The organism is Pseudomonas canadensis (assembly GCF_000503215.1).
GTDB lineage: Bacteria > Pseudomonadota > Gammaproteobacteria > Pseudomonadales > Pseudomonadaceae > Aquipseudomonas > Aquipseudomonas canadensis.
In genome coordinates, this window is the sequence record NZ_KI628540.1 from 235,926 (window position 1) to 255,491 (window position 19,566).

The 19,566-nt window shown below is 61.3% G+C and carries 15 protein-coding genes and 1 pseudogene; 9 read left to right on the forward strand and 7 right to left on the reverse strand.

Going from position 1 to position 19,566, the window contains the following annotated elements; translation table 11 throughout:
- Nucleotides 1-28: 28 nt before the first annotated feature.
- The 4 genes and pseudogenes from U367_RS0129050 to U367_RS0129060 form a co-directional block, all read right to left on the reverse strand.
- Nucleotides 29-2,437 carry a glucose/quinate/shikimate family membrane-bound PQQ-dependent dehydrogenase gene (locus U367_RS0129050; RefSeq protein WP_028619698.1) on the reverse strand — a complete coding sequence of 803 codons (2,409 nt, stop codon included), beginning with the start codon at nt 2,435-2,437 and terminating at the stop codon, nt 29-31.
- Between the two features lie 242 nt (nt 2,438-2,679).
- A complete protein-coding gene (locus tag U367_RS1000000132850) occupies nt 2,680-3,534 on the reverse strand; it encodes a methyl-accepting chemotaxis protein (protein WP_371923953.1) in 855 nt (284 codons plus the stop codon).
- 9 nt (nt 3,535-3,543) lie between these two features.
- Nucleotides 3,544-4,623: pseudogene (locus tag U367_RS1000000132855) on the reverse strand (cache domain-containing protein); the annotation flags it as partial.
- Nucleotides 4,624-4,769: 146 nt separating this feature from the next.
- Nucleotides 4,770-5,660: a bestrophin family protein gene (locus tag U367_RS0129060; protein WP_016978827.1), complete on the reverse strand. Its 891-nt coding sequence runs from the start codon at nt 5,658-5,660 to the stop codon at nt 4,770-4,772.
- A 370-nt stretch (nt 5,661-6,030) separates the two neighbouring features.
- Between U367_RS0129060 and U367_RS0129065 the strand changes: the two genes are divergently transcribed.
- Genes U367_RS0129065 through U367_RS0129075 form a run of 3 tightly spaced genes read left to right on the forward strand, consistent with a single transcriptional unit; the run spans nt 6,031 to nt 8,166 of the window.
- The gene (locus U367_RS0129065; RefSeq protein ID WP_028619700.1) at nt 6,031-6,894 is read left to right on the forward strand and encodes a hypothetical protein; all 864 of its coding nucleotides are present in this window, start codon (nt 6,031-6,033) and stop codon (nt 6,892-6,894) included.
- Between the two features lie 26 nt (nt 6,895-6,920).
- Nucleotides 6,921-7,961, forward strand: coding sequence for a GGDEF domain-containing protein (locus tag U367_RS0129070; RefSeq protein WP_028619701.1), 1,041 nt, complete (start codon nt 6,921-6,923; stop codon nt 7,959-7,961).
- A gap of 10 nt (nt 7,962-7,971) precedes the next feature.
- Nucleotides 7,972-8,166, forward strand: a complete 195-nt coding sequence (locus U367_RS0129075; RefSeq protein ID WP_028619702.1) for a hypothetical protein — start codon at nt 7,972-7,974, stop codon at nt 8,164-8,166.
- 7 nt (nt 8,167-8,173) lie between these two features.
- On the opposite strand, the gene U367_RS0129080 is transcribed toward U367_RS0129075, so the two are convergent.
- Entirely contained in the window at nt 8,174-8,485 is a 312-nt protein-coding gene (locus U367_RS0129080) for an ArsR/SmtB family transcription factor (protein ID WP_028619703.1), read from the reverse strand.
- A 78-nt stretch (nt 8,486-8,563) separates the two neighbouring features.
- On the opposite strand from U367_RS0129080, the gene U367_RS0129085 reads away from it, so the two are divergent.
- Together U367_RS0129085 and U367_RS0129090 are read left to right on the forward strand one after the other, a co-directional pair.
- Nucleotides 8,564-9,655, forward strand: coding sequence for an NADH:flavin oxidoreductase/NADH oxidase (locus U367_RS0129085; RefSeq protein ID WP_028619704.1), 1,092 nt, complete (start codon nt 8,564-8,566; stop codon nt 9,653-9,655).
- 200 nt (nt 9,656-9,855) lie between these two features.
- Complete coding sequence (locus tag U367_RS0129090) at nt 9,856-11,982, forward strand: TonB-dependent siderophore receptor (RefSeq protein ID WP_028619705.1); 2,127 nt, start codon at nt 9,856-9,858, stop codon at nt 11,980-11,982.
- Between the two features lie 64 nt (nt 11,983-12,046).
- Here U367_RS0129090 and U367_RS0129095 read toward each other — a convergent pair whose 3' ends face one another.
- Nucleotides 12,047-12,769 carry a FadR/GntR family transcriptional regulator gene (locus U367_RS0129095; RefSeq protein ID WP_016978830.1) on the reverse strand — a complete coding sequence of 241 codons (723 nt, stop codon included), beginning with the start codon at nt 12,767-12,769 and terminating at the stop codon, nt 12,047-12,049.
- Nucleotides 12,770-12,817: 48 nt separating this feature from the next.
- Nucleotides 12,818-14,554 carry an IlvD/Edd family dehydratase gene (locus U367_RS0129100; RefSeq protein WP_028619706.1) on the reverse strand — a complete coding sequence of 579 codons (1,737 nt, stop codon included), beginning with the start codon at nt 14,552-14,554 and terminating at the stop codon, nt 12,818-12,820.
- Nucleotides 14,555-14,746: 192 nt separating this feature from the next.
- Between U367_RS0129100 and U367_RS0129105 the strand changes: the two genes are divergently transcribed.
- The 4 genes from U367_RS0129105 to U367_RS0129120 are packed head-to-tail and all read left to right on the forward strand — an operon-like array spanning nt 14,747 to nt 19,566.
- Complete coding sequence (locus U367_RS0129105) at nt 14,747-16,069, forward strand: MFS transporter (RefSeq protein WP_028619707.1); 1,323 nt, start codon at nt 14,747-14,749, stop codon at nt 16,067-16,069.
- A 15-nt stretch (nt 16,070-16,084) separates the two neighbouring features.
- Complete coding sequence (gene araD1, locus U367_RS0129110; RefSeq protein WP_028619708.1) at nt 16,085-17,074, forward strand: AraD1 family protein; 990 nt, start codon at nt 16,085-16,087, stop codon at nt 17,072-17,074.
- Nucleotides 17,075-17,085: 11 nt separating this feature from the next.
- A complete protein-coding gene (locus U367_RS0129115; protein WP_028619709.1) occupies nt 17,086-18,666 on the forward strand; it encodes an aldehyde dehydrogenase (NADP(+)) in 1,581 nt (526 codons plus the stop codon).
- A 36-nt stretch (nt 18,667-18,702) separates the two neighbouring features.
- On the forward strand, nt 18,703-19,566 hold the full coding sequence (locus tag U367_RS0129120; RefSeq protein WP_028619710.1) for an SMP-30/gluconolactonase/LRE family protein: 864 nt from the start codon (nt 18,703-18,705) through the stop codon (nt 19,564-19,566).

Here is a 19,566-nt window from a genome sequence, read left to right on the forward strand (position 1 = left end):
CGGAGGGAGGCGCCGCGCGAACAGGGGGTTATGGCAGGGCGTAGGCGATCACGTAGTCGCCACGGTCGGTGGACTGGCGTGCGCCGCCGGCGGTGATGACGATGTATTGCTTGCCGGTTTTCGGCGACACGTAAGTCATCGGGCCACCTTGGCTGCCCACGGGCAGGCGGGCTTTCCAGACTTCATCACCGTTGCCGCTGTTAAAGGCGCGCAGGTAGAAATCCTGGGTGCCGGCGATGAAGATCAGGCCGCCCTGGGTCGACAAGGTGCCGCCGAGGGTCGGCAGACCGATCTTGATCGGCAGGTGCATGCGGATCCCCAGCGGACCGGTGTCCTCAACAGTGCCGACCGGCACTTGCCAGGCGACCTTTTGCGTCTTCATGTCGATCGCGGTCAGGGTGCCGAACGGCGGCGCCTGGCACGGAATGCCGGCCACCGACAGGAAGCGGTTCTTGTTCACGGCATACGGCGTGCCCTTGAGCGGCACGGCGCCCATGCCGGTGTTCAGCGCTTCGCCACCGGACGCGGCCTGGGCCTTGTTCTGCGACGGCACCATCTGGATCCACAGGCCCAGGCGCATGTCATTGACGAAGATAAAACCGTGTACTGGGTCGGTGGAAATGCTGCCCCAGTTCATACCGCCCAGGGAGCCTGGGAAACTCAGGGATTTATCGGTTCCCGGCGCGGTGTACAGGCCGTCGTAGCGCATGCCCTTGAAGTCGATGCGGCACAGCAATTGGTCAAAAGGCGTGGCGCCCCACATGTCCGATTCAGTCAGGGTTTGCGCGCCAATCTGCGGCATGCCGACTGATTTTGGCTGGGTCCGGGAGTAGGGTTCGTTAGGGATGTTGGCGGCCTTGACTGGGACTTCCTGCACGTCAGTCAGCGGTTTGCCGGTGGCGCGGTCGAGCACGTAGATCTGCCCGGCCTTGGTGCCGATCACTACCGCAGGCACGGCTTTATCGCTGCCCGGTGGCGTGAAGTCGATCAGGCTTGGCTGCATCGGCAGGTCGAAGTCCCACAGGTCATTGTGGACGGTCTGGTACACCCACTTTTCGGTACCGGTGGAGGCGTCCAGCGCCAATACCGACGCGCCGTATTTGTGGTTGAGCTGGGTGCGTTCCACGCCGTAGATGTCGGTGGACGAGCTGCCCATCGGCAAGAACACGGTGTTCATCAGCGGGTCATAGGACATCGGCGCCCAGCTGTTCGGGGTGCTGCGCACATAGGTGCTGCCGTCGGCCGGGGCTTTTTTGTCTTCCGGGTTGCCCGGGTCGAAAGCCCAGCGCATCTGGCCGGTGATCACGTCGAAGCCACGGATCACACCGCCCGGCATGTCGGTTTGCACGTTGTCGGCCACGCGGCCGCCTACCACTACGGTGGTGCCGGCCATCAGCGGTGCCGAGGACAGTTGGTAGTAGCTGTCCGGCACGTTACCCAGGCCGGCTTTCAAATCCACTTGGCCGTGGGTGCCGAAGTCTTCGCAGAACTTGCCGGTGTCGGCGTCCACGGCGATCAGGCGCGCATCGATGGTGTTGGTCAGCAGACGGCGCTGGCACTGCGCACCGGCCGGAACGCTGGCGGCCGTGATCGGCGAGCTGTTGGGCTGGGTCGGCTGGGCAATCGGCGCGGTGGCGTCGAAATACGCCATGCCACGGCAACGCTGCCAGACCGCCGATTTGGCGTTGACCTCGTTCTTCCACAGCTCTTTGCCGGTGTCGGCGTCCAGGGCGATCAGGTTGTTGTGCGGCGTGCAGATGAACACCTTGTTACCGATCTGCAGGGGCGTCAGTTGGTCTTCGGCACCGTTGCCGTCGCTGATGGCTACATCACCGGTGTGATAGGTCCAGGCCACTTTGAGCTTGTTGACCGTGTCACGGTTGATCTGGTCCAGCGCGGCAAAGCGGCTGCCACCTTCGGTGTTGCCGTAGTGCGCCCAGTCTTTCTGCGCATCCGCTGCAGCCACCGGGGTGATGCCAGGGCCGGCGCCGGTCGGTGCCACGCTTGGGTGGGCGACGAACATATTGCCTGCCGCGACTGCTACGCCCACCGCCAGTACGGCAGCCACCGCATAGGCGCCCCGTGCAGGCCGGTTGACGAGCAACGGGTACACCAGCGCCACCACCATGCCAATGGCCGCAAACATGAATACGCGGGAGAACAATGGCCAGAATACCAGGCCCACATCCGCCACGGCCCAAATGGCCGTGCCGATCAGGAAGGCTGCGAACAACCACGCACCGGCCGGCTTGCGGCCGGCGATCAACAGCCCGGCGATCGCCATGATTGCGCCGCCGATCAGGAAGTACCAGGAACCTCCCAGACTGACCAGTTTGACGCCGCCAATGGCGAGCGCGAGGCCGAGCAGGGCGATGATCACGCCCAGGCCCAGCAGTAAGAATCTAGAGGCGCCAGCGGCGCGCGATGCTCGTTTCATGTCGAAAGGACTCGAATGTGAGAGGGCAAAGACGCGATTTTAGCAAGATAAGTAACTGGTTAGTACATTAGAGTCCTGCAATAGACTATTACAGGTGCTGCGATGATGGCGTGTGGCTAAATGTCGCCTAGGGTCTGATGTGATACTTAAAGGCGCACGCAACTTGTAGTGATCGGGCTTGCCCCGCTCACTACAGCAAGTCCGCTCGCGATAAATTGTGGCTCTGCGCACTCGCTGGCCTGTTAAAACTTGAACCGCCCCACCAACCCCTTGAGCTGAGCCGAAATATCCGTCAAACGACCTGACCCGGTCTGCGCCGAGTGGGCAAAGCCTTCGACCAGTTGCGCGTCGGCATGGATTTGCGCGATGTGGCGGTTGATCTCCTCGGCCACTTGGTGCTGTTCCTCGGCGGCGGTGGCGATCTGGGTATTCTGGTCGCGGATCGAGTCCACCGAGCCGCGGATCTTGTCGAAGCTGTCGCGGGCCTGCTGGATACGTTCCACGCTGGTGTGGGACACCAGGAGACTGCCTTGCATCTGCTGCGTCACTTCCTGGGTGCGACGAGCGAGGTTGCCGAGCAGGCTGTCGATCTCGCCGGTGGAGTCTGCGGTACGGCGGGCGAGGGCGCGGACTTCGTCGGCGACCACGGCGAAACCTCGGCCTTGGTCCCCAGCGCGCGCCGCCTCGATCGCCGCGTTCAGCGCCAGCAGGTTGGTCTGTTCGGCAATCGAACGGATGGTGTCGAGGATGGTGTTGATGTTTTTGCTGTCCTGCTCCAGCAACTGCATGGTCTGGGTCGACTTCTGCAGGTCTTCGCTGAGCTTGAGCACGCTGCCGGTGGCTTCACCGATGTGGTGCTGGCCGTCGTGCACGTCGCGGTAGCCTTCGTCGGCACTGGTGGCGGCGGCGCTGCAAGAACGGGCGACTTCGTTGGCGGTGGCCACCATTTCGTTGAACGCGGTGCTTACCAGCTCCACGGCTTCGCGTTGTCGGCCGGCGGCCTGGTTCATGTTGTTGGCGACTTGGCTGGTGTCGGCGGCGGCGGTCTGCAGGTCCGACGAGGCGTTGCCGATACGCTGCACCAACTGGGCGATCATGCTCAGGAACTGGTTGAACCAGCCGGCCAGGCTGGCGGTTTCGTCCTTGCCTTGTACCTTGAGCTGACGGGTCAGGTCGCCTTCACCTTCGGCGATCTCTTGCAGGCCGTCGGCCACGCCGCGAATCGGCCGTACGATGACGCTGGCAAAGCTGGCGCCGACCACCGCGAACACCAACGCCAATACGGCGGCAATGGCCGCGATCAACCAGGTCAGACGGGTGGCGCCGGCCATGACTTCGTCACGCTTGATCAGGCCGATAAAACGCCAGCCCAGGTCTTTGGAGCTGACCATATTGGCCATGTAGGCCACGCCATCGATCTCGATCCGGGTCACGCCGTCGCCGCGCTTGGCCAGTTCGGCGTAGTTCGGGCCCAGGTCGGCCAGGGGTTTGAAGTTGTGCTTGGCATCGCTGGGGTCAACCAGCACGTTGCCGTTGGCTTCCACTAGCATCAGGTAGCCGCTGTCACCGAGCTTGATGTTGCGCACCAGTTCGGTGAGCTGCTTGAGCGACACGTCCAGGCCGACCACGCCGAGGATATTCCCGGTGGCGTCGGCGACGGTGTGTACGGTGCCGATCAGCGTCACATCGTCCGGCGCCCAATAGTAGGCGCCGGTGCGCACGGTCTTGCCCGGCGCGGCGATGGCTGCTTGGTACCAGGGGCGTACGCGTGGGTCGTAATTGTTGAGTTTGGTGTCGTCGGGCCAACTGGCGTAGCCGCCGTCTTTCAAGCCCAGGGACAGGTAGGCGGTGCTCGGATGGCTCTTGGCGAACTGGTCGAAAATTTCCAGCAGTTCTTTATTGGTGGGGGTGAGGGGGATTTGGGCTGCGTCGGCCCCGGCGTAGCTCTTGAGGTCTTTGGCCGCGACAACGCGCGGGTCCTTGGCCACATAGTCGACGTTTTGGCTGATGCCGTCGAAGAACTGCTTCATGCCATTGTCGATCTGGCGGATCTCACGGCCGCTGCTGTCGAGGAAATTGGCCTGGGCCCCCTCGCGCAGATTCAGCACAACCAGTACCGCGACCAAAATAACCGGGACGCACGCGATGGCGGCAAACGCCCAGGTCAGCTTTTGCTTGATATTCATGACTTCACCCGCGGGTATTTATAATTTTTGGCAAGGGGAAAACAGTGGCGTCGAGCGTCGCATGTGTTGTTTTGAGGTGGGTGTGGCCCATGCGTACTCCCTGTGTATCGACTGCGGGAGCACGCACTTGAGGGCCAAAGGAGGGTTTAACCGATACGCTCGCCACCCAGCGCATCACGCTGCATCGACTGCAGGTTTTTCTCGATGGTTTCGCAGATGGTTTCCATCTGGATCTGGTGTTCGCTGGAGTTGAACGGGCTTTGCAAATCGGTGCCAATGCGCTCGATGGCCAGCAGCATGAAACCCACCACCGTCGAGGCCAGCGGGGTGAACCAGCCCAAGGACTCCACCAGGCCCACCGGCACGATCAGGCAAAACAGCGAGATAAACAGGCGCGGGAAATACACGTAGGGGTAGGGCAGTGGGGTGTTGGCGATCCTCTCCATGCCGCCCTGGGCGTTGGACAAGTCAACCAGGGTCGACTCCAGCCGCGCCAGGCGGATGCTGTCGAGGTGGCCGGCCTTGTATTCCTTGGCCAACAGCGCGGCAGAGCCGGTGAGGATGTCGTTGGCGAAGTTGTTGGTCGCGCCATTGCGCGCGAACTCTTCGCTGGGAATGAAGGCGCGGACTTCTTCAGGGCATGGCTGGCCCTTGAGGTGGGCGGCCAGGCAGTTCACGTATGCCACATGGCGGCGCAACAGGGTGGCCTTGACCGGGTTGACTTCGCCATCAGGGTCGTCCAGCAGCGTCAATACCTGACGGGCAAAACTGCGCGAGTTATTAACCATCGCGCCCCACAGCGTGCGTGCTTCCCACCACCGATTGTAGGCGCTGCTGTTACGGAAACTGATCAGCACCACCAGCGCCGAACCCAGCAGGGTCAGGGGCATCAGCGGTAAATTGATCTTGGCGGTGAGAAACAGCATGAAGTCCACGGTGACGGCGACGTCCCACAGCAACAGCCAGAACAGCGCCCAGCCCACGTAGCCCATGGTCTTGATGATCAGGCGGTACTTTTTGAGGATGGCAGCTTTCAAACGAAGACCTCGCGGCGAGCGGTAAGCAACAGTGCCTTAGCTCGGACGCCGTCTGGTGGGTAAGGTTCGCCCCGCAGACTGAAACGTTTAAGTCAACTTGGCTGGATTTGGCTTAAACCGCCTGGCTTTCGAGTGCGCTTTCGATATGTAAGTAAATGTCACAAGAGTTTTGCTGGTCGCCCAGTTGCTACGGGCCATTGGAACAATTTTGGTAGCGATGGGGTCCCTTACTCTAATCACGATAGATTGCACTTCGAGGCAAAACGCCATTAGTGGCTTTTATTCTGACGTGAGTTGTTGTGAGACCTGGTTGCATAAAGAGTGCAATTGATATCAATGAATTCAGGTTGTTTGATCAGGGCTCTTTCTCATGTGTGGTCGTTCGTTGAAGTTGGCGCTGGAGCATTCGGCACGCGTAGCCGAATGCCATGTGGAATTTGAGGCGTGCATTCGCACGCATTACACACTGCTGCTGAAGCCCTATTCGAAAAGACCGTTTTTCTACAAGACGGCGTTGAAGTTCAATCGTTTGATGGTGTCTTTTGCACTATTAAGTGCCTATTTTTCCAGGCCGGAGCCGTTACTTTCCGAAGTGAAAGCATTGTGTGTGGCGCGCGGGTTTTGCTCGAGGAACGGCCTGGAGTCGATTTTCCTGCTGTTCAGGGCCTTGGGGTTCATGAAAGTGGCGGGACACCCGGAGGATAGCCGTTTCCGCGTTTTCAGCCCGTCGTCCCAGGCGTGCCAGGAAGTGCGGGCGATGCTCACTTCCGTCGTTCAGCCGCTGGGCACGCTCTATCCGGAAAATACGATGATTCGGCATTTGGATGGGGTGGATGACCGTGATTTTCTGGCCGTTTATTTCAAAGGTTTTACGAAGATCCTTGAGGGTAACTCGACCCTGGATCAGTTGTTGCCGGATTGTTATTGGTTGGTCAATCGAGATGCCGGTCACTTGTTGATGTTGGCTATCTATAACGACGCGTGTGCGCTGGATAACACCGGCGCGAGTTTCCGGTCTTCTTCCTATCTTTCACTTGCCGAGAAATTATCGGTCTCCAAGACGCATGTAATTCGCCTGGTTCGGGAGGGGGTCGACAGGGGATATTTCAAAATTCATTCCAAGACACAACTGGAAGTGCTGCCGCCGTTTGTCGTGTTGGTTAGACGCTTCATGGCCTATTCATTTGCGATCAGCCTGCACAGTCTCCAATCGGGTCATACCGACAGTCATTAGGCAACTCATGTACAGGGAATGAACGAATGCCGGCTAATTTGAAGCTTAGGCCACGGATGCAAAGGCTATTGTCACCGGCGATCTTGCAGGCTGAAATCATCGGGATTATCGCTTGGTTGGGCGTGTTGCTGATTGATCCGTTGATGAAGTTTGGGCTGGACAAGCTGATGGTCACGCTGGGCCTGCTGGTGGTCTGCCAGCTTCACCGCACGGTGACCCACTTCTACCTGTGGCGACTGCTTGGCGTGGCCTACATGGTGTTGCTGGCTGTTGGATTCGCCTATGTGTTGCACACCAACTTCGAACTGCAGGTATTTGCCTTGCCGCTGGCGTTGACGCTGGTGCTCAGCAGCGCAGTACTCTTTATCACGCCCCAGGATTTCCTGATATGTGCAGCGTTGGTCTGGTGGGTGATGTGGCCAAATATCCAGATAGGTATTTACGCTGACGTCGAGGTTTACCTGTTCATATTTTGCCTGTCATCAGTGCCTATTGGCTTCATCCTGAATTTCTCTTACTTGAAGAACTTGCGCTCCGTGCTGCTGGTTGAAAGTGAGTTCCGCGAACTGGCACACACTGACCACCTGACGTCCCTATTGAACCGGCGCGCCTTTATGGAAAGTTTCGCCAAACTGATTGCAGCCGGTCATACCGGCTATTTCATGATGTTGGATATCGACAGTTTCAAGTTGAAGAATGACCAGTTCGGGCATGACGTTGGCGACAGTATTCTCTGTGCGATGGCCGCGTGCCTTAAATCCACCCGAGGCAGCCACAGTTTCGGCAGGATCGGCGGCGAGGAGTTCGGCGTATTACTGGTCTGTGATGACCCCCACACGGCGACCGATTATGCGCTACGCCTGCTGCATGCCATTCGCTGCAGTGTCGCGCCGCCCCATGACTACACCTGCAGTGCGGGCATGACGCGCTTTACGGCGGGTGCCGAGCTGTCTGCGGTACTCAAATGCGCCGATCGCAATCTCTATGAATCCAAGCGCAACGGCAAGGATTGCGTGCATCTGGATGGCAAACCTGTGCGGCCGCGCTTGCCTGCGGCGGTTGAATAAGCGAGGACGTATGAAGATCGAATTGGAAGACGTGGACTCACCCGAAGGTTGTCTGCTACGGCTGGGTGACTTGAGCATGATGTTCAACACGCGTCTGGAGGCGCAGCGGTTTGTCGACCAACTGCAAGGGCGTATTGGTGCAATCAAATTGGGTGGTATGCCGAGCCGGCACGTCGAGCAAGGCGAAGGCGATCCGCTAGCCTGATTTTGGTTCAGTGCTGGGCGAGGATGCACCCGAGTAAACCGGGAAAGCGTTCCTCAAGCAATTCGCCGCGCAATGAATTCATATGCGTGGTGCCCACACTGCGGGTCTGCACCAACCCGGCATCGCGCAACACGCGAAAATGATGGGACATGCTCGACTTCGGCCGGCCGCCGTCCAACTCACCGCAGGTGGCTTCGGGCACGCCTGCCAGGCAACGCACGATTTCCAGGCGCACCGGATCACTCAGGGCGTACAGCAGGCGCTCGAGAGTCAGGTCTTGAAGAGGGGGGTGTTTGAAGGCTCGCATGAAATGAATCATAACAGGGGGCTATCGTTGAATACCATAGTTCGATTACCATCGAACTATCGAATCAACCACCCACTGGCTGGAGTCAACATGTCCGCATTGTTCGAACCGTTCACACTCAAAGACGTCACCCTGCGCAATCGCATCGCTATTCCGCCGATGTGTCAGTACATGGCCGATGACGGCATCGTCAACGATTGGCACCTGGTGCACTTGGCCAGCATGGCCCGTGGCGGGGCTGGCCTGGTAGTGGTCGAAGCCACCGCCGTGGCGCCGGAAGGGCGTATCACTCCAGGCTGCGCCGGGCTCTGGAGCGATGCCCACGCCGAGGCGTTTGTGCCGATGGTCCAGGCCATCAAGGCTGCCGGTTCGGTGCCGGGCATCCAGATCGGCCACGCCGGCCGCAAGGCCAGCGCCAACCGCCCGTGGGAAGGTGACGACCATATGGCCGCGTCCGATGCACGCCGTTGGGAAACCATCGCACCGTCGGCAATCGCCTTCGGTGCCAATCTGCCGCAAGTACCGCGCGCCATGACCCTGGACGACATCGCACGCGTGCGCCAGGACTTCGTCGACGCTGCGCGCCGCGCGCGTGATGCCGGTTTCGAGTGGATCGAACTGCACTTCGCCCACGGCTACCTGGGCCAGAGCTTCTTTTCGGAGCACTCCAACCAGCGCACCGACGCCTACGGCGGAAGCTTTGACAACCGCAGCCGATTCCTCCTGGAAACCCTGGCCGCCGTGCGTGAAGTCTGGCCGGAAAACCTGCCGCTCACCGCGCGTTTCGGCGTGATCGAGTATGACGGCCGCGACGAGCAGACCCTCACCGAATCCATCGAACTGGCCCGTCGTTTCAAGGCCGGTGGCCTGGACCTGCTAAGTGTCAGCGTCGGCTTCACCATCCCAGAGGCCAATATCCCATGGGGCCCGGCATTCATGGGTCCGATCGCTGAGCGCGTGCGTCGTGAAGCCGGCATTCCGGTGACATCGGCATGGGGTTTTGGCACGCCGCAACTGGCGGAAGGCGCCTTGCAAGCCGGGCACCTGGACCTGGTTTCGGTGGGGCGTGCGCACTTGGCTGACCCGCATTGGGCGTACTTCGCGGCCAAGGAGTTGGGCGTCGAGAAGTCGTCGTGGACCTTGCCTGCACCTTATGCGCATTGGTTGGAACGTTATCGCTAAGGCGGTCATGGCGTGACAAAAGCCACTCGTGAGAGTGGCTTTTTTTTGCGCTGTTTTTGCCGTGCGTTGATACAACGCGGTCACTCGATAAGTGGTTAATGAGAATAGATGCCAAACGGTAATGATATGACCTATCATGCGCGCCACAATAATTGGCAGTTATGCCGTCCTGTCTGGCTCTTTCACTAGGTTTATCCTTCATGCGTCGTACCCTGCTTTCCGTGTGTGTGCTTCAGGCGTTTTCCCCATTGAGCTGGGCGGAGGTCGAACCGGTTGAAAAAGCCGCGATCGAGCTGCAAACCACCAGCATCACTGGCGCAGCCGACTACGAAACCGCTCAGGGCCCGGTGCAGGGCTACCACGCCACCCGCTCGGCGAGTGCGACGCGTACCGATACCTCGATCCATGAAACTCCGCAGTCCATCAGCGTGGTGTCCAAGGCGGTGGTCGAGGATATCGGCGCCACCCGCTTGCAGGACGCGCTGGACTACGCCGGCGGCGTCGGCCGTGCCAACAACTTCGGCGGGCAGGGGCTCACCACCTTCACCGTGCGCGGCTTTACTACCGGCGAGTTCTACCGCAATGGTTTCCCGATCAACCGCGGCTACCCGAACATGCCCGACGCCAACACCATCGAGCGCCTGGAAGTGCTGCGCGGCCCGGCAACCATGCTCTACGGGCGTGGCGATCCCGGCGGCACCTTCAACGTGGTCTCCAAGCAACCGCTGGCCGAGCCGACGGTGACCCTCGGCAGCCAACTGGATGACCAGGGCATGCAGCGCGCCACCCTCGACGCGTCCGGCCCGCTGGATGAAGACGGTCGCCTGGCCTATCGCTTGAACGTGGTGGGCGAGGGCGGCGATACCTTTCGTGATCACGTAGAAACCGAGCGCTACGGCGTGACCCCGGTGATCACCTGGCAGGCCACCGACGACACCAAGGTGATCTTCGAAGGTGACTTCATGCGCAACAATCACCCGTTGGACCGTGGCTTGACGCGTTACCCCAATCAAAAAGGCACGCCTTCGCGCGATACCTTCTGGGGTGAAAAAGACGCCGGCAAACTGCACAACGACAACAGCATGGCCCAGTTGCGTTTCGAGCACCTGCTCAATGAAAACTGGACCCTGGGCGGCGGTTTCCAATGGCTCGACGGCACCCTGCAAGGCAATGCCATCGAAGCCAACGGCCTGGCCGCTGACGGTCGCACCCTGGGTCGCAACTTCAACTACCGCAAGCTGGAGTGGACCGACAAGGACACTCAGCTAAACCTCACCGGGCATTTTTCCACCGGCGGTTTCGACCACACGCTGCTCACCGGCGTCGAGTTCGAAGACTACGACTACAAGTCGATCATCCAGCGTTCCAGTGGCGCGGTGGGTGCCTACCCCATCGATATCTTCAACCCGGTCTACGGCCAGCCACGCCCGGCGCTCACACGCACGCCGACCCACGACAAAGAAAACCTCAAGACCTACGCCGCCTTCGTCCAGGACCAGGTCGCCCTGACCGAGCGCCTCAAAGTGCTGGCTGGTGCACGCTTCGAGCGCTTCGAACACGATTACCACACCTACGTGCCAGGCGGTAAAAGCTGGGAAGCCAGCGATAACGAAGTCACCCCGCGCATGGGTGTGATCTACGACCTCACCGACACCATCGCGGTGTACGCGGACGCGGCCCGTTCGTTCAAGCCCAACACCGGTGCCAGCCGTCAAGGCGGTGGTTTTGAACCGGAGAAGGGCAAGTCCTACGAGATGGGCATCAAGTGGGAAGCGCTGGATCGCCAACTCAGTGTCGACGCGGCGATCTACCAGATCGAGAAGAAAAACGTGCTCACTACCGACCCAGTTGACTCAACCTTCAGTGTCGCTGCCGGTCAGGTGCGCAGTCGAGGTTTCGACCTCAACGTCGCCGGCAACATCACCCCCGAGTGGCGCGTGATCGGCGGCTATGCCTATGTGGATGCTGAAGTCACAAAGGACAACACCATCCGCACTGGCTCACGTTTGGCCAACATCCCGCGCAACAGCTTCAGCCTACTCAACGTCTATGAGTTCCAAGACGGCGCTCTCAAGGGCCTGGGGCTTGGCGCTGGTGGCAAGTACGTCGCCGAGCGCGTTGGCCAGACCTCCAATACGCCGTTCTCGATGGCCACCTACACCGTGGTCGACCTGCTCAGCTACTACAAGGTCAACGACAAGGTACGGCTGAACCTGGACGTGAAAAACCTGTTCAATCGCGAGTATGAAGAGGGAGCGTTCGGCAATGTATATGCCTACCCAGGCGAACCCCGCACCGTTCAGGTCGGGATCGCCTACACACTATAAGGCTCCCACAGGTAAACCTGTGGGAGCGGTGTTCACCTGATAGCGCGTGGTTTTGGCCTGGGGGTCAGAGCGGCGTGAGCACATTCATCACCGTATCCAGCGCCACCCGCGTGTCATCCAGTTGCACCAGCGACGCATGCCGCGCACCCAGGGCATCACGGTTCTGGATTGCGGTAAGGATCGCTTTGTGCCGGGGCAGGCTCAGGCCCTGGATGTCCGGGCGGCGGTTGGTGATGTTGATCGACTCGCGCAACGGCAGCGACAGCATGTTGCACATGTAGGCCAGCAGGTCGTTGCGGGTGGCGTCGGCAATCGCGCGGTGGAAGTCCAGGTCGGCCTGCAGCAGCTGTTCGTGGGTCTGCGCGGTTTCCATGCCCAGGTAGGCTTGCTCGATGGTGGCGATGTCTTCGTCGGTGGCAGTGGTCGCAGCCATGGCGGCGATTTCCGGTTCGAGGATGCGCCGCACCCCGGCCAGGGTGTTGAAGAACTCGCTGTGCGGCGTGGATTGCATCAACCAGGACAGCACGTCCGGGTCGAGCAGGTGCCATTTCAAGCGCGGCCGCACCACGGCGCCCACCCGGGGCTTGGAATACACCAGGCCCTTGGCGCTGAGCACGCGGGTAGCCTCACGCAACACCGAGCGGCTGACCTTGTACTCTTCGCAGAGCGTGGCCTCCATGGGCAACCGTTCTTCAGGCTTGAAGCGACCGGAAACGATGTGCATGCCCAAATCCTGAACGATCTGGGCATGCTGGCTCTTGCGCGGCTTGGGCGGCTGGTGATCCATGACGACAGGGAGGCTCTGGCTTAAAGACGCGGCATCATAGCATCCCAATTAGTGGGAATGCCTTGGGACTTCCGCCCCACGGCAACCCACCAGGAAGTCAAAGTCACAGCCTTGGTCGGCCTGCAGCACATGGTCGATGTACAGCTGGCGATAGCCGCCGACAATCAGCTTCTCGGGTGGCGCCAGGTCGGCCATGCGTGCCGCCAGTTCTGCGTCGGGGATGTCCAGGTGCAGGCGGCCGTTGGCGCAGTCCAGTTCGATCCAGTCACCTTCCTTGACCGTGGCCAGCGGCCCACCGGCCGCCGCCTCCGGCGCCACGTGCAACACCACCGTGCCGTAGGCCGTGCCGCTCATGCGCGCGTCGGAGATCCGCACCATATCCGTTACGCCTTGGGCCAGCAGCTTGGCGGGCAAGCCCATGTTGCCGACTTCGGCCATGCCTGGGTAACCCTTGGGGCCGCAGTTTTTCATGACCAGGATCGAGTTGGCGTCGACGTCCAGTTCCGGGTCGTTGATGCGTGCCTTGTACATGTCGAAGTTCTCGAACACCACGGCGCGGCCTCGGTGCTGCATCAGTTCAGGGCTGGCGGCGGACGGCTTGAGGACTGCACCGAGCGGCGCCAGGTTGCCGCGCAGCACGCAGATGCCGCCGTCGGCGCGGATCGGGTTGTCGAGGGTGCGGATCACCTCGTCCTGGCCGTAGATCGGTGAGTCCTGGGTGTTTTCACCCAGGGATTTACCGTTGACGGTCAGTGCGTTCGGATGGGGGATCAGGTTGGCTTCACCGAGGCGGCGGAGTACGGCAGGCAGGCCGCCGGCATAGTAGAACTCTTCCATCAGGAAGCGCCCCGACGGCTGCAAATCGACGATGGTTGGCATGCCACGGCCGATGCGGGTCCAGTCATCCAGGTCGAGTTCGACGCCTATGCGTCCGGCGATGGCCTTCAAATGGATCACAGCGTTGGTCGAACCGCCAATGGCGGCATTCACGCGGATCGCGTTTTCGAACGCTTCTTTAGTGAGGATCTTCGACAGCTTCAAGTCTTCGCGCACCATCTCCACCGCGCGCATGCCGGACATATGCGCCAGCACATAACGTCGTGCATCCACCGCCGGAATCGCCGCGTTGTGGGGCAGGGAAGTGCCCAGTGCCTCGGCCATGCAGGCCATGGTCGACGCAGTGCCCATGGTGTTGCAGGTGCCGGCCGAGCGCGACATGCCGCCCTCGGCCGCGAGGAAATCGTCCAGGGTAATGGTGCCGGCCTTGACCTGTTCGCTGAGCTGCCACACCACGGTGCCCGAGCCGATGTCCTGGCCTTTGTGCTTGCCGTTGAGCATCGGCCCGCCGGTCACGACGATGGCCGGCACGTCGCAGCTGGCCGCACCCATCAGCAGCGCAGGGGTGGTTTTGTCGCAGCCGGTCAGCAGCACCACGCCGTCAATCGGGTTGCCACGAATCGCTTCCTCCACGTCCATGCTCGCCAGGTTGCGCGTGAGCATGGCGGTGGGGCGTAGGTTCGATTCGCCATTGGAGAACACCGGAAATTCCACCGGGAAACCACCGGCCTCGATCACGCCGCGTTTGACGTGCTCGGCAATCTGGCGGAAATGCGCGTTGCACGGCGTCAGCTCCGACCAGGTGTTGCAGATGCCGATGATCGGTTTGCCATGGAACTGATGGTCGGCAATGCCCTGGTTCTTCATCCAGCTGCGGTACATAAAGCCGTTCTTGTCGGCAGTACCAAACCACTGGGCGGAGCGTAGGCCGGGCTTTTTATCAGACATGATCGATTCTCTTATTGTATGACTATATGTTCTATGCGTGCTTAAACATAAGCGCAAAAACGCTGCTTTGGAAGAGTTGTTTTGCAAATAGTCATACTATATAGTCCGTCTTAACTGAGGTATGACCCTGGCGGATTTTCGCGAGAGGCGTCCCCCGAGCTTCTATAAAAACAACAATCGGAGATCGACCCCATGAGCCAGGAACTGCGGCTTATTCGGCGCATCACGCTGAAACTGATTCCCTTCCTGATCCTGCTGTACCTGATCGCCTACGTGGACCGCTCCGCCGTGGGTTTCGCCAAGTTGCACATGGGCGCCGACGTCGGCATTGGCGACGCCGCCTATGGCCTGGGTGCGGGGTTGTTCTTCATTGGCTACTTTCTCTTCGAGATCCCCAGCAACCTGATGCTTGATCGCTTTGGCGCGCGGCGCTGGTTTGCGCGGATCATGATCACCTGGGGCACCATCACCATCGGCATGGCCTTCGTGCAGGGGCCGCACAGCTTCTACGTGATGCGCTTTTTGCTCGGCGCGGCGGAGGCGGGGTTCTTTCCGGGCGTTCTCTACTACATCACCCAGTGGTTCCCGGTGCGCCATCGCGGCAAGATCCTCGGGCTGTTCATCCTGTCCCAACCTATCGCGATGATGATCACTGGCCCGGTGTCCGGCGGTTTGCTGGGCATGGACGGCATTCTTGGTCTGCATGGCTGGCAGTGGCTGTTTATCGTGATCGGCACCCCGGCGATCCTGCTCACCTGGCCGGTGCTGCGCTACCTGCCGGACGGCCCCAAGCAGGTCAACTGGATGAGCGAGGACGAGAAAACCTGGCTGACCGGTGAGCTTGCCAAAGACCTGCAAGCCTACGGCCAGACCCGCCACGGCAACCCGCTGCATGCCTTGAAAGACAAGCGCGTGCTGCTGCTGGCGCTGTTCTACCTGCCGGTGACCTTGAGCATTTATGGCCTGGGCCTGTGGCTGCCGACCCTGATCAAACAGTTCGGCGGCAGCGACCTTACCACTGGTTTCATCTCTGCCGTGCCGTACATCTTCGGCATCATCGGCCTGCTGATCATCCCGCGCAGTTCCGACCGTTTGAATGACCGCTACGGCCATCTCGCCGTGCTCTACGTGCTGGGCGCCATCGGCCTGTTCTGCAGCGCCTGGCTCAGCGTGCCGGTGCTGCAAATGGCCGCGCTGTGCCTGGCGGCGTTCGCGCTGTTTTCCTGCACGGCGGTGTTCTGGACTTTACCGGGACGGTTCTTTGCCGGTGCCAGTGCGGCGGCAGGTATCGCGTTGATCAACTCGGTGGGCAACCTCGGCGGCTATATCGGCCCGTTCGTGATCGGCGCGCTCAAGGAATACACCGGCAACCTGGCGTCGGGCTTGTACTTTTTGTCCGCAGTGATGGTGTTTGGCTTGCTGCTGACGGGTGTGGTCTACCGCCAGCTGGAGCGCAAGCACGTGCTGCCTGCCGACCAATTTGCCGCCAGTGCCCGTGGCGCTACACGTACTTGATTCAGGAGAAATGGCATGCGTTTAGTTCAGTTCGAATTGCGTAACGGTGAGCGCCGCGTCGGCGTGGTAGAAGGCAGCAAAGTGCGTGAGGTCAACAGCGCCCGCACTGTGCGCGAACTGGCCCTGGCTGCGATCGAAGCCGGTGTCGGCCTGGCGCAACAGGTGGACAGCCTGGGCCTGGGCGACAGCTATGACTACGCCACCTTGCTGGCCGACCTGAAAATCCTGCCGCCACTGGACCACCCGGACCCGGCTCACATGCTGATCAGCGGCACTGGACTGACCCACCTGGGCAGCGCCTCGGCGCGGGACAAGATGCACCAGGCCGGGGATGACACTGCGTTGACCGACACCATGCGCATCTTCAAATGGGGCGTGGAGGGCGGCAAGCCAGAGTCCGGCCAGGCGGGCGTACAACCGGAGTGGTTCTACAAGGGCGACGGCAGCATTGTGGTGCGCCCCGGCGCGGCCTTCCCGTCGCCTCCCTTCGCGGAAGATGCCGGCGAAGAACCGGAAATCGGCGGCCTCTACGTCATCGGCCCGGACAGCAAGCCCTATCGCGTTGGTTTCGCGGTGGGCAACGAGTTCTCCGATCACGTCATGGAACGCAAGAACTACCTGTACCTGGCCCATTCCAAGTTGCGCAGTTGCAGCTATGGCCCTGAGTTGCGCGTGGGCGAGTTGCCCCAACACCTGGCGGGCACCAGCCGCATTCTGCGCGAGGGCGAAGTGATCTGGCAGAACGAATTCCTCAGCGGCGAAGCCAACATGTGCCACAGCCTGGAAAACCTCGAATACCACCACTTCAAGTACCGCCAGTTCCTCAAGCCGGGCGATGTGCACGTCCACTTCTTCGGCACCGCGACCCTGTCATTCGCTGACGGTATCCGCACCCAGCCGGGCGATGTGTTCGAGATCAGCCAGGCCGAGTTCGGCGCGCCGCTGGTCAACCGTGTCGGCAGCAGCGATGCGGCCTTCGAACCCGGCAACGTCATCACCCTTTAAAGGAGAACCCTATGACCTCGTTCCTCGGCCACAACTACATCGGCGGCCAACGCAGCGCCAACGGCAGCATCACCTTGCAAAGCGTCGACGCCACCACTGGCGAAGCCTTGCCCCAGGTGTTCTACCAGGCCACGCCACAGGAAGTCGATGCCGCCGCCAAGGCTGCCGCGCAGGCTTATCCAGAGTACCGTGCGTTGAGTGCGGCACGTCGTGCGCAGTTCCTGGATGCGATAGCCGATGAACTGGATGCGTTGGGCGATGAGTTTGTCGAGCTGGTCTGCCGCGAAACCGCCTTGCCCGCCGCGCGTATCAAGGGTGAGCGCGGGCGTACCAGTGGCCAGATGCGCCTGTTCGCCAACGTGTTGCGTCGCGGTGATTTCTACGGCGCGCGCATCGACAAAGCGCTGCCTGATCGCCAGCCCCTGCCGCGCCCGGATTTGCGTCAATACCGCATCGGCTTGGGGCCGGTGGCCGTGTTTGGTGCGAGCAACTTTCCCTTGGCGTTCTCCACGGCGGGCGGCGACACCGCCGCCGCGCTGGCGGCAGGCTGCCCGGTGGTGTTCAAAGCCCACAGCGGGCACATGGCGACGGCCGAGTGTGTTGCCGATGCAATCATCCGTGCGGCCGAAACTACCGAGATGCCCGCCGGTGTGTTCAATATGATCTTCGGTGGCGGCGTCGGCGAAGCGCTGGTCAAGCACCCGGCGATCCAGGCGGTGGGCTTTACCGGTTCGCTCAAAGGCGGCCGTGCGTTGTGCGACATGGCGGCAGCGCGCCCGCAGCCGATCCCGGTGTTTGCCGAGATGTCGAGCATCAACCCGGTGATCGTGCTGCCTCAGGCATTAACTGCACGGGCCGAAAGCGTGGCACGCGACCTGACTGCCTCGGTAGTCCAAGGCTGCGGCCAGTTCTGCACCAACCCCGGGCTGGTGATTGGCATCGCCTCGCCTGAATTCACCGCGTTCACCCAGCAAGTCGCGCAACTGATCGGCGACCAACCGGCACAGACCATGCTCAACGCCGGCACCCTGGGCAGCTATGGCAAGGGCCTGGAAAAACTTCTGGCACATCCGGGCATCCAGCACCTGGCGGGCCGCCAACAGGCCGGCAACCAAGCGCAACCGCAGTTGTTCACGGCCGACGCAAGCCTGTTGATCGACGGCGATGAAGTGCTGCAGGAAGAAGTCTTCGGTCCTACCACCGTGTTTGTCGAAGTCGCCGACCAGGCCCAGCTCAGCGCGGCTTTGCAGGGGCTGCACGGTCAACTCACCGCCACGATCATTGGCGAGCCGGCTGACCTGCAACAGTTCACCGAACTCACGCCGCTGCTGGAACAGAAGGTCGGCCGCATCCTGCTCAACGGTTACCCGACCGGCGTGGAGGTCTGCGATTCGATGGTGCACGGCGGGCCGTACCCCGCGACGTCGGACGCCCGCGGCACCTCGGTCGGCACCTTGGCCATCGACCGTTTCCTGCGCCCCGTGTGCTTCCAGAATTACCCTGATAGCCTGCTGCCCGAAGCGTTGAAAAACGCCAACCCGTTGCGTATCCAGCGGCTGGTGGATGGCACGCCATCTCGCGACCCGCTGTAACGCGCACCTGAGAACAACAACAATCCAGGAGGCATCATGTCGTGTATTGCCGTTACCCCGCACCGTGCGCAGCTGGGCGAAGGTCCGTTCTGGGACGCGCCCACTCAGGCGCTGTACTGGGTCAATATCGCCGGTAAACAGGCGCTGCGCCTGATGGACGGGCAATTGCAGGTGTGGCAGTTGCCCGAGCATGTCTCGGCGTTCATCCCGTGTGAAAGCGGCGATGCGTTGGTGACCTTGAGCAGCGGCGTGTATCGCCTTGACCTGGCCACCGAAGCCCTGACCCTGCTGTGCGTCGCGGACCCGCAACCGGGCAACCGTGGCAATGAAGCGCGCTGCGATGCCCAGGGCCGCCTGTGGCTGGGGACCATGCAGAACAACATCGGCGAGCGGGGCGAAGACCTGCCCGTCATCCGGCGTTCCGGCGGCCTGTTCCGTATCGATGCCGATGCGCAGGTGACGCCGTTGCTCAGTGGTCTGGGCATTCCCAATACCTTGCTGTGGAGCGACGACGGCCGCCACGTGCACTTTGGCGACAGCCTGGATGGCACGCTGTACCGGTATGGAATTCAAGCGGACGGCCAGCTCGATCCCGCGCAACGCTGGTTCGGCCCCCACGAACGCGGCGGGCCGGATGGCTCGGCCATGGACGTTGACGGCTATCTCTGGAACGCCCGCTGGGACGGCAGTTGCCTGTTGCGTCTCACGCCCGACGGCGAAGTGGACCGCATCATCGAGCTGCCCGTCAGCCGCCCCACCAGTTGCGTGTTTGGTGGGCCGAACCTCACCACCCTCTATATCACCAGTGCCGCCAGCCCTTTGGATCACCCCCTGGATGGTGCGGTATTGGCCATCGAGGTCGACGTGCCAGGCAAACCCTGTCACCGCTTTGCCGGATAA

Excerpts from the sequence above, each read along its gene's own strand:
- U367_RS0129050 (WP_028619698.1), bottom strand. The coding sequence starts at position 2,437 with ATGAAACGAGCATCGCGCGCCGCTGGCGCCTCTAGATTCTTACTGCTG.
- U367_RS1000000132850 (WP_371923953.1), bottom strand. The coding sequence starts at position 3,534 with ATGATCGCCCAGTTGGTGCAGCGTATCGGCAACGCCTCGTCGGACCTG.
- U367_RS0129065 (WP_028619700.1), top strand. The coding sequence starts at position 6,031 with ATGTGTGGTCGTTCGTTGAAGTTGGCGCTGGAGCATTCGGCACGCGTA.
- U367_RS0129070 (WP_028619701.1), top strand. The coding sequence starts at position 6,921 with ATGCCGGCTAATTTGAAGCTTAGGCCACGGATGCAAAGGCTATTGTCA.
- U367_RS0129075 (WP_028619702.1), top strand. The coding sequence starts at position 7,972 with ATGAAGATCGAATTGGAAGACGTGGACTCACCCGAAGGTTGTCTGCTA.
- U367_RS0129080 (WP_028619703.1), bottom strand. The coding sequence starts at position 8,485 with ATGATTCATTTCATGCGAGCCTTCAAACACCCCCCTCTTCAAGACCTG.
- U367_RS0129085 (WP_028619704.1), top strand. The coding sequence starts at position 8,564 with ATGTCCGCATTGTTCGAACCGTTCACACTCAAAGACGTCACCCTGCGC.
- U367_RS0129090 (WP_028619705.1), top strand. The coding sequence starts at position 9,856 with ATGCGTCGTACCCTGCTTTCCGTGTGTGTGCTTCAGGCGTTTTCCCCA.
- U367_RS0129095 (WP_016978830.1), bottom strand. The coding sequence starts at position 12,769 with ATGGATCACCAGCCGCCCAAGCCGCGCAAGAGCCAGCATGCCCAGATC.
- U367_RS0129100 (WP_028619706.1), bottom strand. The coding sequence starts at position 14,554 with ATGTCTGATAAAAAGCCCGGCCTACGCTCCGCCCAGTGGTTTGGTACT.
- U367_RS0129105 (WP_028619707.1), top strand. The coding sequence starts at position 14,747 with ATGAGCCAGGAACTGCGGCTTATTCGGCGCATCACGCTGAAACTGATT.
- araD1 (WP_028619708.1), top strand. The coding sequence starts at position 16,085 with ATGCGTTTAGTTCAGTTCGAATTGCGTAACGGTGAGCGCCGCGTCGGC.
- U367_RS0129115 (WP_028619709.1), top strand. The coding sequence starts at position 17,086 with ATGACCTCGTTCCTCGGCCACAACTACATCGGCGGCCAACGCAGCGCC.
- U367_RS0129120 (WP_028619710.1), top strand. The coding sequence starts at position 18,703 with ATGTCGTGTATTGCCGTTACCCCGCACCGTGCGCAGCTGGGCGAAGGT.